General features: G+C 35.4%; 15 protein-coding genes. 11 read left to right on the forward strand and 4 right to left on the reverse strand.

Features of this window, described 5'->3' with window-relative positions; genetic code table 11:
- Positions 1-3 precede the first annotated feature (3 nt).
- The 5 genes from QH639_RS06755 to QH639_RS06775 are packed head-to-tail and all read left to right on the forward strand — an operon-like array spanning position 4 to position 2,952.
- Positions 4-342 carry a Na(+)/H(+) antiporter subunit C gene (locus QH639_RS06755; RefSeq protein WP_004233143.1) on the forward strand — a complete coding sequence of 113 codons (339 nt, stop codon included), beginning with the start codon at positions 4-6 and terminating at the stop codon, positions 340-342.
- Complete coding sequence (locus tag QH639_RS06760) at positions 335-1,840, forward strand: Na+/H+ antiporter subunit D (protein ID WP_131522145.1); 1,506 nt, start codon at positions 335-337, stop codon at positions 1,838-1,840. The genes QH639_RS06755 and QH639_RS06760 overlap by 8 nt, the downstream gene beginning before the upstream one ends.
- The gene (locus QH639_RS06765) at positions 1,840-2,322 is read left to right on the forward strand and encodes a Na+/H+ antiporter subunit E (protein ID WP_131522146.1); all 483 of its coding nucleotides are present in this window, start codon (positions 1,840-1,842) and stop codon (positions 2,320-2,322) included. Before QH639_RS06760 ends, QH639_RS06765 begins: the two co-directional genes overlap by 1 nt.
- Positions 2,322-2,606: a Na(+)/H(+) antiporter subunit F1 gene (locus QH639_RS06770; protein ID WP_131522147.1), complete on the forward strand. Its 285-nt coding sequence runs from the start codon at positions 2,322-2,324 to the stop codon at positions 2,604-2,606. The genes QH639_RS06765 and QH639_RS06770 overlap by 1 nt, the downstream gene beginning before the upstream one ends.
- Positions 2,584-2,952, forward strand: a complete 369-nt coding sequence (locus QH639_RS06775; protein WP_004233152.1) for a Na+/H+ antiporter subunit G — start codon at positions 2,584-2,586, stop codon at positions 2,950-2,952. The genes QH639_RS06770 and QH639_RS06775 overlap by 23 nt, the downstream gene beginning before the upstream one ends.
- Before the next feature lie 202 nt (positions 2,953-3,154).
- Here the strand turns inward: QH639_RS06775 and QH639_RS06780 are convergent, their stop codons facing one another.
- Together QH639_RS06780 and QH639_RS06785 are read right to left on the reverse strand one after the other, a co-directional pair.
- The gene (locus QH639_RS06780) at positions 3,155-3,871 is read right to left on the reverse strand and encodes a DNA-binding response regulator (RefSeq protein ID WP_237899047.1); all 717 of its coding nucleotides are present in this window, start codon (positions 3,869-3,871) and stop codon (positions 3,155-3,157) included.
- 14 nt (positions 3,872-3,885) lie between these two features.
- A complete protein-coding gene (locus QH639_RS06785) occupies positions 3,886-6,894 on the reverse strand; it encodes an ATP-binding protein (protein WP_281115852.1) in 3,009 nt (1,002 codons plus the stop codon).
- A gap of 422 nt (positions 6,895-7,316) precedes the next feature.
- On the opposite strand from QH639_RS06785, the gene QH639_RS06790 reads away from it, so the two are divergent.
- From QH639_RS06790 to QH639_RS06800, 3 genes are all read left to right on the forward strand, one after another.
- Positions 7,317-8,111: a transporter substrate-binding domain-containing protein gene (locus tag QH639_RS06790; protein WP_131522150.1), complete on the forward strand. Its 795-nt coding sequence runs from the start codon at positions 7,317-7,319 to the stop codon at positions 8,109-8,111.
- 133 nt (positions 8,112-8,244) lie between these two features.
- On the forward strand, positions 8,245-8,904 hold the full coding sequence (locus QH639_RS06795) for an amino acid ABC transporter permease (protein WP_036075291.1): 660 nt from the start codon (positions 8,245-8,247) through the stop codon (positions 8,902-8,904).
- Positions 8,897-9,619 (forward strand): amino acid ABC transporter ATP-binding protein, encoded by a 723-nt coding sequence (locus tag QH639_RS06800; RefSeq protein WP_054548544.1) that lies wholly within the window; start codon positions 8,897-8,899, stop codon positions 9,617-9,619. Before QH639_RS06795 ends, QH639_RS06800 begins: the two co-directional genes overlap by 8 nt.
- A 52-nt stretch (positions 9,620-9,671) precedes the next feature.
- On the opposite strand, the gene QH639_RS06805 is transcribed toward QH639_RS06800, so the two are convergent.
- Positions 9,672-10,715, reverse strand: coding sequence for a saccharopine dehydrogenase family protein (locus QH639_RS06805; protein WP_237899053.1), 1,044 nt, complete (start codon positions 10,713-10,715; stop codon positions 9,672-9,674).
- Positions 10,712-11,416, reverse strand: a complete 705-nt coding sequence (locus tag QH639_RS06810) for a class I SAM-dependent methyltransferase (RefSeq protein ID WP_237899055.1) — start codon at positions 11,414-11,416, stop codon at positions 10,712-10,714. The genes QH639_RS06805 and QH639_RS06810 overlap by 4 nt, the downstream gene beginning before the upstream one ends.
- Before the next feature lie 601 nt (positions 11,417-12,017).
- On the opposite strand from QH639_RS06810, the gene QH639_RS06815 reads away from it, so the two are divergent.
- From QH639_RS06815 to QH639_RS06825, 3 genes are all read left to right on the forward strand, one after another.
- Positions 12,018-13,070 (forward strand): helix-turn-helix transcriptional regulator, encoded by a 1,053-nt coding sequence (locus QH639_RS06815; RefSeq protein ID WP_237899056.1) that lies wholly within the window; start codon positions 12,018-12,020, stop codon positions 13,068-13,070.
- A 276-nt stretch (positions 13,071-13,346) separates the two neighbouring features.
- On the forward strand, positions 13,347-14,495 hold the full coding sequence (locus QH639_RS06820) for a hypothetical protein (RefSeq protein WP_131522155.1): 1,149 nt from the start codon (positions 13,347-13,349) through the stop codon (positions 14,493-14,495).
- Position 14,496: 1 nt separating this feature from the next.
- Positions 14,497-14,892, forward strand: a complete 396-nt coding sequence (locus tag QH639_RS06825; RefSeq protein WP_131522156.1) for a hypothetical protein — start codon at positions 14,497-14,499, stop codon at positions 14,890-14,892.
- Position 14,893: the final 1 nt, after the last annotated feature.

Here is a 14,893-nt window from a genome sequence, read left to right on the forward strand (position 1 = left end):
CCAATGGAGTCTTTAATACTTGTTTTAGTAGGTATATTAGTAGCTGTTGCGACGTACTTAATCCTCTCGAAGCAGTTATTGCGTGTTATTTTAGGCACCGCTGTTTTATCTCATGCTGCCCACTTACTGATTTTGACTATGGGAGGTTTAAAAAAAGGGGATGTCCCGTTATTAGGAGAATCAGAGGGACCATATACAGATGCATTACCTCAAGCATTAATATTAACAGCGATTGTGATTAGCTTTGCTGTCACTGCTTTTGTTCTCGTTTTAGGGTATCGCGCGTACAAAACAAATGGTTCAGGGAATTTTGATGAATTGAGAGGTACGCCTGATGAGTAATATGATTGTTTTACCATTAATTGTACCAGTAATTACGGCTATTTTACTGGTGTTTTTAAAAGAGCATGTGACGCTACAACGTATCATCAGCTTATTGACATTGAGCTTTATTATTATCATTAGCGTCATTTTATTAGTAGAGATTCAAGAACAGGGAGTGATGCGCATTGATTTTAGTGGATGGGCACCACCATTTGGAATCTCATTTGTAGCCGATTCATTTGCGACACTATTAGTGTTAGTTGCAAATATTGTAGCCCTCATTTGTATGCTATATGCAATTTTTACAATGGAGCTAAGATATGAAAAAATGTATTTTTATCCATTTACCTTGCTGATGATAGCAGGTGTCAATGGCTCATTTTTGACGGGCGATATTTTTAACTTATTTGTGTGTTTTGAAGTAATGTTGCTCGCTTCCTATGCATTGATTAGCTTAGGTGGCGAAAAAATTCAGCTACGTGAAGCATTGAAATATGTGCTCATCAACATTGTTGCCTCTTGGATTTTCTTAGTGGCACTAGCTTTTCTGTATGGAACGGTAGGCACATTAAATATGGCACATATTTCAGTTCGTGTAATGGAGGCAGGAGCTAATCCTCTTATTACAACAGTAGCGCTTATTTTCTTAATCGTCTTTAGCTTGAAGGCTGGGCTTTTATTATTCTTCTGGTTGCCAGGCTCGTATAGTGTACCACCAACTGCCATTGCTGCTTTATTTGCTGCTTTATTAACAAAGGTAGGGATGTATGCACTTGTACGTTCCTTTACATTGCTGTTCCCTAACAATCCTGAAGTCACACACACAGCTCTTGGCATCATGGCTGGACTCACAATTATAGCAGGCTGTATCGGTGCACTTTCAGGTCGTGATGTTAGAACAATAGCCTCTTACAATGTACTAATTGGTGTTGGTTTTATAATAATTGGGCTAGCTGTAGGCACAGAGTCAGCCTTACAAGGTGTTATCTACTATTTAATGCACGATATGATAGCTAAGGCTATGTTGTTCTTAGCTGTTGGCATGATGATATATCTCACTGGGGAAACAGTAATTGATAAGATGAGTGGACTTATTCGTAACTACCCCATTTTTGGATGGTTGTTCTTTATAGCAATGTGTTCACTAGCTGGTATACCCCCACTGAGTGGTTTTTTAGGAAAGGTTTTAATTGGACAAGGTGCGATAGAAGGTGGCCATTTCGTTCTATTAGGTCTAGGGTTTTTCTCTAGTTTAATTGTTTTATATTCATTGTTAAGGATATTTCTTTCTTCCTTTTTCGGCGAAACCATTATTAGCTTAGAGGATGAAAAACCTTTACCTAAACGTATATTGTTGCCTTTAACATTACTGGCTGTTTGCACATTTGGATTAGGGATTGGGGCAGAAAAACTGGCACCATTTGTCACAGATGCAGCTGAAACACTTTATACACCATCTATCTATATCGATGCAGTTTTAGATGGCGAACAATGGCAAGGTGAGGTGAATAAATAATGGCGATGCAGTTTATTTTAAATTTATTTATCGCAACACTTTGGTTACTTCTAAAGGATGAAGTGACACCACAATTTTCGACATTTCTAATGGGTTTTGTAGTAGGTATGGGTATTCTATATGCGATGCATCGCTTTTATGGTACTCAATTTTACATGCGGAGAGTCTTTTCCATTATCAAGTTATTATGGCTGTTTAACTGGGAGCTATTTTTATCAAGCTATAGTGTATTAAGACAAATCACTACGCCTAAGCTAAATATTACACCTGGTATTTTCACATATAAAACTGTATTAAAGGGTGATTGGGAGATTACAGCTCTTGCCTTATTGTTAACATTAACACCTGGCTCTGTCGTCATGGAGGTATCGGAAGAGGGAGATGTCTTTTATATCCATGCTATGGACATCGAACAGTCAAAGGATGCAGTTATACGATCAATTGGAAAATTCGAACAAGCAATAATGGAGGTGACACGCTAATGATTAACAATATATTACTTCTTGCACTTGCTTTCTTCAGTATTTCCATTGCGCTGTCGTTATATCGTGTTATCCGTGGTCCGTCACTGCCTGATCGAGCGATAGCTCTCGATACAATTGGAGTTAATTTATTATCAGCTATTGCGATTGTCTCTATAATATTGAAGACTAAAGCATATTTAGAAGCTATTCTTATTTTGGGCATTTTAGCGTTTATCGGAACGATTGCATTTACAAAATATATAGAAAGAGGTGTGATTGTTGAACGTAAATCAAATGATTGAATGGGCAGCAGTTATCCTTATTCTTATAGGTTCCATTGTGAGTGTTATTAGCGCATTTGGAATGATTCGCCTACCAGATGTCTATACACGATCACATGCTGCTACGAAAAGCTCTACATTATCAGTTTTAACCTGTTTGTTAGGAGCGTTTATCTATTTTTGGGTACATGATGGTTTTGTTAGTGTACGGCTCATTTTAGGTATTCTTTTCGTCTTTGTGACAGCACCCGTTGCAGGGCATTTAATTTGTCGTGCAGCCTATCGTTCTCGCGTTCCACTAGCCAAGGGCTCTGGTGAAGATGAATTAAAGTCAAAATTGTTCCCTGAAGAACATACGATAAAATAGAAGGAGGACTGTTTGCCCTAAAGCAAACAGTCTTTTTAGTGCAAAAAAAATGAAAAATAGAATTGTAAAATTGATGAATTGATTGTTCCAAGGGGATAAAATTTTTGAACTAGATGAGAGAGCAGTGGATTCTAATCAGTAATCATTGGGCAATTCAAGAGGAAAAGGGAAGTTGCTCGGTTTAATCAACTTCCCTTTTAAATTATTCAGCTTGAAAAATTAATTGATAGCCAGAGCCTCTTACCATAGAAATTTTAGCTGTGTGTCCTGGAATTGCTTCGAGTTTCTTTCTTAAATTGCTGATATGAACTCGTAAGGCTTGTGTTTGTCCAAAGCTATCCTCGTCCCAAATAAGTCGGTACAGCTCGACAGCTGGAAAAGCTTGATTGCAATGCTGTGCTAAAAAGAACAAAATTTGAAATTCTTTTGTTGATAAAGTTAATACAGTATCACCAATTGAAACTTTTCCTGAGTGTATATGGAAGTGTAATGTATGAATAATTTTGGTCCCTTCATTTACAGAAGCATGATCAATTGGTTGTATCAGCTTTTTTTGCTGCCTTCGTTCAAGTAGCCTATCAATTGTTTTTAAGAGTCGGGTGTGGTCAATTGGCTTTAAAATATAATCTATAGCCTGAACATTAAAGGCCTCTAACGCATAATTTTCATAAGCTGTAACAAAGACAATATCTATATAGCTTGAGACATCTTCTATTTTAGAAGCAAATTCAAGACCAGTCATTTCAGTCATTTCAATGTCTAAAAACAAAATATCAGGTTTTAACATGCCGATATTTACTAAACCATCTTTTGGATTCTGGAAGGTTCCAATAATCTCAATAGAGTCACTTGCCTTTAGCATGGATTCTAATAAACGAATGGCTAAAATTTCATCATCTATAATAACTGCTTTTAACAAGCTGCTCACATCCTCTATAAAGTAATTATTGGAAATCTTATTTCAACAGTCGTTCCTTTGTTTTCGTGGCTATCAAAATGGATAGTAGCGTTGTCGAATTTTTTTAATCGTTTGGAAATATTTAAAATACCAATGCCTTGACTAGCTGTTTTTTCACCATTTTGAATTTGTCTTAAAAGCTCTGAAGATATCCCAATGCCGTTGTCAATCAGTTGGAAAATCACCATATGCTCTTCCTGCCTTATAACTAATTGTAGCTCGCTAAGCTCTTTTCTGACTTTCAAACCATGAAGAAGGGCATTCTCAACTAAAGGCTGAAGCAGTAAAGGAGGAATAAGACATTGGATAGGCTCATCCATGCAAATATTAAATTCTAATTGCTCAGGATATCTAGTGCGATGAATATTTACATAGGCCTCAATAAGACTAAGCTCCTTTTCCAAAGGGACAAGACTGTTGGCATTTTCAAAGGCAAAGCTATTACGTAAAAATGTAGCAAAATCTGTAATCATTGCCCGTGATTTATCTAAGTCTAAATAGCTTAGGGACAGAATGGAATTTAAGACATTATAAATAAAATGAGGTTTAATTTGTGCTTGTAAAAACGCGGTCTCCATTTTCACAGCTGTTTCTGCAGACTCCTTCAATAAAAGAAGATTGCGAACCCTAGTCTTTAGCTCGGTAGCATCTAAAGGTTTATGTAAAAAATCATTTGCACCAGATTGAAAGGCTGCAATCATATCCTCTGGTCGAACCGCCGCAGTCAACATTAGAATAGGTAGCTCTGTAGACGTGTAATTTTGTCTAACCTGTTGACATATCTCATAGCCAGAAATAGAGGGCATCATAATATCTAAAATTAATAAATCAATACTAGGTTGTTGTGTAAGGTACTCAAATACATGATGTCCGTTATCAATTGCTATAATGGAATAGTTTTCTTGGGTCAATATATCTATTAGTACCTTTAAATTAACAGCATCGTCATCCACAATAAGAATTTTTTTCTTTCCTATTTTTTCAACAATATGTGGGAATGTTAGGAAAGGATGCTGGTATGTTTGGATTGGCATTGAAGGTAATTCCTCATTTGTCGGCAGACCTTTTCGTAATTTGAATGAAAAGGTAGTACCTTGTCCGACAATAGAATCCACAAATATTTTTCCACCCTGCCGCTCGACAAGCTCCTTTGTAATATGTAAACCTAATCCACTGCCACCGATTGAATAATTGAATTGTTGGAACGGGTTAAAAATGGTTTTTAAATTTTCTGGTGCTATCCCACACCCAGTATCCTTAACTTCAATCACAAGGAATGACTGTTTCTCATAACAAGTTATATCAATTTTTCCTTCATTTGTATACTTCACTGCGTTATGAATTAAATTATATAAAATTTGGCGAAGACGGTTTTCATCAGCTTGGACAAAGGTTCCCCGTTCTATATGATTATAAATTTTGACATTCTTGCTAATCGTGTAGGAAAGCACTTCAACAGTCATATGTGTAATGGCATATAAATCAACAGATGCCATCCGCAATGTTAATTCATTCTCCTTCAGCTTTGAAAAATCAAGTAAATCATTGACTAAATAGGATAGACGTTCTGCAATATTGAAAATAAGTGATACTTTTTCTTTTTGTTCGTCCGCTGAGATAGGTAAACTATTATCCTTCAGCATAGATTGTGAAATGCCTATAATGCCATGTAAGGGCGTTTGGAATTCATGAGATGTTTTAGCGAGAAACTCATCCTTTAATTTATCTACACGTATCAGTGCCTCCGTTAGCTTGCCTTTTTCTAAATAAGAATCTGCAAAACGATGAGAAATATATAGGGAAAGCATTGTCAGGCAAATAAATGGCAACAATGGTGGTAGAGCACTCAGTTCAAGATTAATATTTGTATTTAAAGTAGCAACGATAAAATAAAGCAAAATGGCTAGAGAGCTTAATGTTAAATACATTACTCCAGTAGCACGTTTGTAAATTGCTATAATTTGTACATAGAAGATATAAACAATATTTGCGAATACATACAATGAGTTGATATTCTGAAATAGTGAATTAATGGATGTTGGAAGCAATGCAACCAGCATTAGAAGGGTACCTATTGCACAAAACACTTTCACAACTAAACGATTCATATGTTTTATTAGAGCACGATAAAAATACAACAATATAAAAAGGCCTACAGCTATACTAGAGATCATTTGCATTTTCTGAAATGGAGCATAGGAAATATTTATAAAGTCTAGTAATAACTTTTCGCCATGAGTAAGGGTGTAAACCCCACTTGCGAAACAAAATATAGAGAAGTAAAGCTGTTCTATACCAAATTTTGAATAAAGATATGAGCCAAAAAAGTAGATAAACATTGTTAAAAAACCTGCTAGGGTAATTAAATCGTAGAATATGGCACCCTCTCGAAGCTTTGCAATACTAGATTGATCCCCTAAAAAAATGGAGCTAATAATTCCTCCTCCTGGCGCATAATCAAAATTGGCTACATGAACAATTAATTCAAGTTCTTTTTTATCAGGCGAAAAATAAGCGGTATATGGGGTATTGTGGGGTGTATAGCTGTTATCCTCAGCTGGCTCTCCACTATGTCCAACTCGCTTTCCATTAATATACAATGCGTTCGACATTCGAATGTTACTCGTTTTAATTCCTAAAATATCTTCGGTATCATCGATTAAAACCTTGAGACGATAAGTCCCACTTTCAAATACAGGTATTTGTTGCCCATCAATTGTATATTTTGTCCAAGCTGAAGGGACATTAACAAGATAGCTTTGATAGGAATCAAAGGCTTCACCGTCCACTAAATGATTCGGGATAAATTCCCACTCCCCATCTAATTTGATAGGCGTATTATCGTGAAATGAATGATGACGTAAATCCATCACACCTTCAATCGCTTGCGGCCCATGCGACTTAGGTTGAGTTAAGAAAAAGGTAATGCCTGCTATCAGCACTGAGCCAATAATAATTGCGAGCAATAACGATAATTTTTTCATCGTAAAAATCCCTTTCAAATGATTTATTTGGATTATACAAGATAACTTACGGCATTCATACAAAATTCCTACTAGCGATGAAATCTAAATATTGCGAGCTTAAAGGATGGCGATAATCTCTATCTCTGAACTGTTGAAATTAAGTTGTTTTTATGATGGAGGAATAAATAATGCTAAAACGGAAAATAGTAAAGTTACTATGTAAAATGAATGAAAACAAAAATAAATTGACTTATCAGAAAATTATGCATATAATATTTAGCTAAAATTTTTTTAGTTTATCTTGATTATTATTTCAAAAGAGTATATCTTAATTAGCAGATAGATTTTTTATTCTTCAACATGAATAAATATCCAATCAACTATATTCGAGAAATGTATTCTCATACACAATAAATTATAAATAAAAGGAGTTACAGTTTATGAAGAACAAGTTATTCATCATGATGCTGGTACTAGTAATAGGTGTACTTGCAGCATGTGGCACTAAAGACAATAATGCAAGCGATACAGGATCTACTACGGATACAGAGGGTAAGCAAGTATTAAAAGTTGGTACATCAGCTGACTATGCGCCATTTGAATATGTGGATGCAGCAAAAGGCGAAGAAATTATTGGATTTGATATTGATCTAATCAAATTAGTTGGAGAAAAAATAGGCGTTGATATGCAAGTGCAAGATATGGACTTTAACAGTTTAGTGCCAGCACTTCAAGCAGGGAAAATTGATGTCGTTATTTCTGGTATGACACCGAATCCAGAGCGTGAAAAAGTGGTAGATTTCTCAGATAAATATAATGAAACAGAGCAAGTAATCCTTGTTAAAAAGGATAGCGGTATTAAAAAAGAAGCTGACTTAGCTGGTAAAAAAATAGGTGTACAAACTGCATCTATTCAGGAAAACTTAGGTAATGAAATTGCGAAAAAGGTTGATGTAACAGTAGAAGGACGTACGCGAATCCCTGAGATTGTGCAAGATATGATGTCTAAACGTTTAGACGCAGGTATTTTAGAGGGTGGCGTTGCGAAAGGCTATTTAAAAACGAATGATCAATTAGAAGCTTTTCCTGTAGAAGAACAGCCTGAAGATTTCAAAGCAATCGCTGTTCCAAAAGGAAGCGATTTAAAAGATAAAATTAATAAAGCTTTAAAAGAGCTAGCTGAAGAAGGCAAAATCAAAGAGCTAGAAGAAAAATGGTTAGAAAAAGCTGAATAATAATTGCGTGCGATAGCTCTACTTTTGGGCTATCGCTTGTGCTTTTCATTATTATCCTTTAAGCCTCTTCTAAATTTGTGCTTGGTACAAAAAACAAAGCTACATCATGATGAAAAAGAAAGGAGGGAGCGCTGTGAATTTAGATTTTACAGCTATCGTTCCCTCTATTCCTTATATTTTAAAAGGGATAGGTGTTACACTTCAAATTGCAATTGGTGCATCCATCATTGGTTTTATCGTAGGTATACTTTTAGCATTATGTAAAATTGGTAAAGTGAATTTTTTACGTTGGTTTGCTGATTTCTATACGTCGATTTTCCGCGGTACACCTCTTGTATTACAATTACTAATTATTTATTATGCAGTACCGCAATTACTAGATATCCAAATTGAGCCTATTCCAACAGCTATTATTGCCTTTGGTTTAAATTCAGGTGCATATATTTCGGAGATTATCCGTGCTGGTATCAATGCAGTTGATAAAGGACAAATGGAAGCTGCACAAGCATTGGGTATTCCATATGCAAAAATGATGAAGGATATTATTATTCCGCAAGCAGTAAAAAATATTTTACCATCCTTAGTAAATGAATTTATTACATTAAATAAAGAAACAGCAGTTGTGACAGTAATCAGTGCATTAGATATTATGCGTCGTGCCTATATTGTAGGAGGTTCGACATACCGTTATCTTGAGCCATTACTTTTTGCAGGGGTAATCTATTACATTATGACGCTTGTTTTAACGTTCCTTGGTAAACGAATCGAGAAAGGAATGAGAAAAAGTGATTAAAATAGAAGATTTACACAAATCTTATGGGCAGAATGAAGTACTAAAGGGTATATCAACTGAAGTTAAAGAAAAAGAAGTAATTGCTATTATCGGACCTTCAGGATCAGGTAAATCGACATTTCTTCGTTGCTTAAATTTATTGGAAACTCCGACAAGTGGGAAGGTAACGATTGCAGGGGATGTCCTGACAGATAAAGGGACAAATATAATGAAAATACGTGAAGAAGTAGGTATGGTATTTCAGCATTTTCATCTTTTCCCTCATAAAACTGTGCTTGAAAATTTAACATATGCGCCAATCAATGTGAAGGGTTTGGATAAGGCTACAGCTATCAACAAAGCAGAAGAGTTACTAAAGAAGGTAGGTCTGTTTGAGAAGCGTCTAGAATATCCAAATCGTTTATCGGGAGGACAAAAGCAACGTGTTGCTATTGCGCGAGCACTTGCCATGGACCCTAAAGTTATATTATTTGATGAGCCTACATCGGCACTTGACCCTGAAATGGTTAAAGAGGTATTGGCTGTTATGAAAAACCTCGCAGATTCTGGGATGACCATGTTGATTGTGACACATGAGATGGGCTTTGCTCGTGAGGTTGCTGATCGTATTCTTTTCCTTGATGGCGGCAAGCTCATTGAGGATGCTCCTCCAGAACAGTTTTTTTCAGCGCCATCAACACAGCGTGCAAAGGATTTTTTAGAGAAGGTCTTATAAAAAAACAAAAGGCATTTAGCTTCTCCGTTTAGATGAGAGCTAAATGCCTTTTTTATTGAAGGGACATATCAAATTGAGTCTGTAAGGTGTCTAATGTAAATAATTCCTCAATATGATAGGCTCCTGCTGGATGTTTATTGTTAAGAAATTCTTTAGCTATAAATGCTGCTACTTTCGCTGTTACGAGAGATTCATCGCGATCAAGAAAGTCTAATGTAAATATTACTTCTTTATGATGTTTTTTCCCAATGGCTTCAATTTGTATGCCACACACATCAGAACCAATTTTAAATTTTTGAATAAGTGAAGCGAGCAAGATTTGTATACGGTTAAATTTTAATAAGTAAGCAATTCTACTCTTTTGTAAAAAGGATACGAATTTATTGAGTGGCTCAACATCAAAGCCTAATCTTGTGACGATAGGAATAGAAGGGAAATGCTTTGTTAATGTATGCTGGTCAGAGAAATTAAATTGATACACACTTCGTTTCCCAATCTTTTTAAATTTCACGGTTCTCTTATTAGTAAAATTAGCAACCTTCTGATTGTTGTAGCTACTAAAGGGTTTATTTAATTGTTGTAATATCCAAAGAATTGCCGCAGTGCCATGTGTATCGCCTGCCCCAAGTAAGATGGAAATATGCATCTTCTCGAGGGAGGATAATTGCCTTGCAGCATGCATGGCCATTAAGTTGGTCAATCCTGGAGCCATACCAACACTAAAAATGGCTGTAGAATGTTTTTGTACCGCTAGTGAGTGGAGTGCCTCTAACTTTTTAAGAAAGGTATAGCTTGCAGTAATATCGATATAGATAATCCCTTCATTTAAGCAGAGCTGTGCAAATGCAGTATCCTTTTGCTCTAGACACATAATGACCATTGCTACATTTTCTAATTGCTCTGGATGCATTTTTTCTGACACATCCAATTGAAGAGGTCTTACTAAGTTTTTGTGCTGGACACAGAAATCCTTAGCCTTTTCTATATTTCTTCCGGCAATCCATATTCTGCTGGGATAGCTTTGCAACAATAATTTTGCAATTTTCCCTCCCACTTCACCATAGCCTCCGATGATTAAGATATTCCCATTTTTCATATAGTAGTTTCTCCCTTAATAGCGACTAAAGCGTCAATCATATGTGTTTTAAAATAGGGAAGGATTGTTGTAAAGCCAGCCTCTTTCAGTAAATTAATAAGCAATTCAAGATTAATAGGATGGGTTGTGACGCTAAAGGATTGCTCAAAGCGTTGCCAATGATCCTCACCTATTCCGTTATGAAGCATGGAGCTTCGCCAATAATAAAGCTCATGTTTGAACGTTTGCGAAGTTAAATCAGCATTTATCGATGAAATAAATAACACTCCATTTTCTTTTAAGCTATCCGCAATCTTTTGAAGCATTGTTCTCTTTTGATCAAGGCTTTCTATGAAATGCAAAACCAAATGACAACTAACTACATCGAAGACCTCATTTACTCTTAAGGATAGTAGATCCTTCTCAACCCACATAATAGTAGGTCGATGTGGTAGCGATTCAATTTGTTTAGCAGCCAGCTCCAGCATTTCCTTTGAGGAATCGACTGCTGTGAAATGGGCAGAAGGAAATGATTTGCCTAAAGTGAGTAATTCCTGTCCACCTCCAGCACCTACCACTAAAAATTTATTTGCAGGAGTGAAATTCTGAAGTATATTGACCATCATGTCATAAATAAGATCATAGCCTATGATTTTTTGTCGAATGGACTGTTGATAATTGTTGACAGAAGGACTGTCCCAGCTATGTATAGATCTATTCATTAAAATACCTCCAAAACAATTTATTTTTATGCGTTAAGATTTTGAGAGCAATTTCTTCATCTTTAAGCAATCATTTTGATGATTGTTTAGTGAAGTCACCTAGTATTTGTGTGGACTATTCCATAAAAATATCTGGTAGACCACCTTGACTAGGTACGAAAATAGTTTGATGTGCTAAACCTCCTATAAGTTGTAATGGCACTCTTTTTGCATATAGATTAGCTCCCATATTAAGAGGAAGTACCATAAATTGTGCTTGTTTTTTGTATTTGAGCTAAAAGGGTATCTACTGTTTCCCAGGTAATAAGTTCAATATCCTCTTTTGTTCTGCCAACAGGATGCTTGGAAAAATAGCAGGTGAGTTAGGGGCACTAATAGTAGCTTTAATCTGAATTCTCACCACCCACAATTGCTTGAGACGATTTCTCTGAGCAGCCACTAATAACGGAAGTAGCTAGCAAGACAATAAAAAGTAAACATTTACTTCAAAATAGTATTCCTCCTTGTTGAACTTCTGTACAATTCAATTAAGAATTATTCTCAATTATAAACTTTCAGAAAAAAAGAACTATCCCATATTTCTGGGGGGAGGTAGGTGTTTATGAAGGAAACACAATATTGGCAACAAAAATCTGACCATTGCTTAAAGCACAGCAAAAATTCATTCGAATATCGCCAATTGATGATCGAAGCTCTACGGACACATATAAATTTTGATGCGTATTGCTGTACATTAACGGATACACATACACTTTTTTCTGTAGGAGCAGTCACTGAACAATCAATAGAGGCGATTCATCAGGAAATTATGGATTTGGAATATACGACAGAAGATGTAAATAAATATGGATTCTTAGTGCACAGTGGGCAAAACATAGGCAGGTTAAGTGATTCCTCAAGTCGAAGCTTTCGCTATAGAGAAGTTTTAATGCCCAATGGTTTTAGTGATGAAGTAAGAGCCGTATTAACTTACCAAGGACAATGCTATGGTTTTTTAACACTTTTCAAAAGAGCTAAAAATGAGCAGTCTTTATTTAAAGATCAAGATCTAGTGCTTTTAAAAAGACTGATGCCAATTATGGGCGAATCATTAAAGAAGTTCCATCATTATATTATTGAGGAGAGAATTCCAGCTGTAGAAGGAGAACAAGGCATTGTTATTTTTGATAAAGGGTTAAAAATTCTTTCAAGTAATACCAAAGCTTGTGAATTGCTATCCATTTTAAGAAAGTATGAAAGTTTAGCAGAAATTCAAGTTCCTAAGCCTATTCAAGCTATCTGCGCAAAACTACTTGCTGACAATTACAATTCAAATACTTCTTTAATAGTACCTATCAAAGATACAGGCTATATCGCTATTCGGGCATCACTTTTGCTGACGAGCCAAAAAGAACAGCAAATTGCTTTATTAATAAATGAAGCATCATCAAGAGAAATGCTCAATTTCTTAATAACGGCCTATAATCTTACCCCTAGAGAAAAGGAAGTAGTATTTGAAGTTATTAAAGGGATTCCTACAAAAGAGATTGCTTATAATCTTGATATTTCAACCTACACGGTACAAGATCATTTAAAGGTAATTTTTCAAAAAGTAAATGTCTCAAATCGGAATGAGCTAGTATGGAAGATCTTCTGCCGCTTCCAATTAGATTAATAAGTTGAACAAAAGAATCTGCTAGCTCTCTAGCAGATTCTTTTGTTTATTAGCATTTTAATCAGTAGATTTCTGATTAGAAGTTAAAAGGTTAAGAAAAATTAACCTAAAAAATGGAATAAACTCATAGCGGAATCTATGGACCTATAATATAATGAAAAAAAGTTATAAAGAACTAAAAAATATGACATTTAGATTTTTTATTAGGTAATAAGAATTATTTTTATATAAATTGATTTCTGAATATTAAAATATTTTAATCGGAGGTACCAAGCTATGGCATGGACATTTAGTTTAAACGTTACAAATGACACAGATCGAGATTTAGAATTGGTGGAATCACAATTGCACTGGGGATACTGGAATACAAATGGTGAAGAGGATAAAGCACCCCAATCAATTAAAGCAGGACAAACAATACAGGCCGTTGGGGTCAAATCTGCCTTTGGTCCGAATGGTTACGAATTTTCTTGTTCATGGAAGGATAATAACAAGAATTATGAAGGGAATATGCTGGAACCATATGGTGTAGTAAGCCTTTATGTTAATGTGCCATATAACAATCCCAATGAAGCAACTTGCAGAGCGAATGGGTATTTTGAAGTGAATGGATGGAAGGGTATTACTCATGATGGACATAACTTTGTTCGAGATATACAGATTTCGAATAAGATGGACAGGATTAGAAAAAAGGAAGTACCTAATAGTTTATATACAGATTGGTCCAAAATAGACTCATTAAAAGTTGTTGAGAATGTAGAAACTATTGATCTAAATCAGTATATTCCTAGCGGAGTTAACTTTGAAAAGAAAGCAATATTTAAAACATCTATATTTAAAATTTCGAAAAAACTTTGGGATGGGGTTAATGATGTAGATTTTGATAGCCTTTATTTAAAAAAGCGTGAAGTTAATGATTATTTTTCTGTTGAGGTTACTTGCATAAGAGCAGATGCTTCAAAAATTGAAACTGTCACTAGAAGAGGAAAAATAAAAGTAAAAGATGAACGATTTATATCGACTACAAGTAAAAAAGTAATAGAAAAGGTTAGCACGATTGAAACCGCACTGAAATTTTCGGAAAAAGCTTCAGTTTCTGAAGATAAGATAGTGAAGGCGAGTGTTGAGCAAGAATTACAGACGGAATTAAGAGCGAAGTTTAATATATTAAATTCTGTGACTACAGAACAACAACAAACAGAAAGAAAGTCAATTGATAGAGAATTTGAAGCACCAAACGATAAAGATATGGATGTTATACCTTGGATTTTTAGTAAGATGATTCTTTTATATCGAACTGATAAAGAAAATGTGACAACCTTAATCGGAGCATCCGAATGGGATTACGCAATTTTGAACCGTACACATGAATTCGATGTTATGGATAATGCAAAGATAAAAGTAACAACAGGAGGGGAGAATTAAAATGGCAACTTGGACTTTTTCGTTAATGATAACAAATGCAACAGATCGTGAATTAGAAGTTTTTCATAAGGAGAGAACTTGGGGTATTTGGAATACAGAGGATATTGAGGGCAAAGAGCCTATGAATGTTCCGCCTAATACAACTATTCAGGCTTTAGGAATTAAGGCTTCAACAGGGCCTAATGGCTATGAATGTTCGTGCTCTTGGCGAGATAAGGTACAGCCAGGTGAAAAATCCTATGGTACCATCTCGTTATCATTAGACGTACCGCAAAAAAGTCAAAATAGAGCTGAATGCTTGGCTGATCATCAATTTCATATAGATAGTTGGGAAAAACTACCGGAAAAAGGGCATAACTTTGTGCGTTCCATCATTGTTACAAATAAGAACTCCTAAG

Source organism: Lysinibacillus sp. 1 U-2021 (assembly GCF_029916965.1).
Lineage (GTDB): Bacteria > Bacillota > Bacilli > Bacillales_A > Planococcaceae > Lysinibacillus > Lysinibacillus capsici.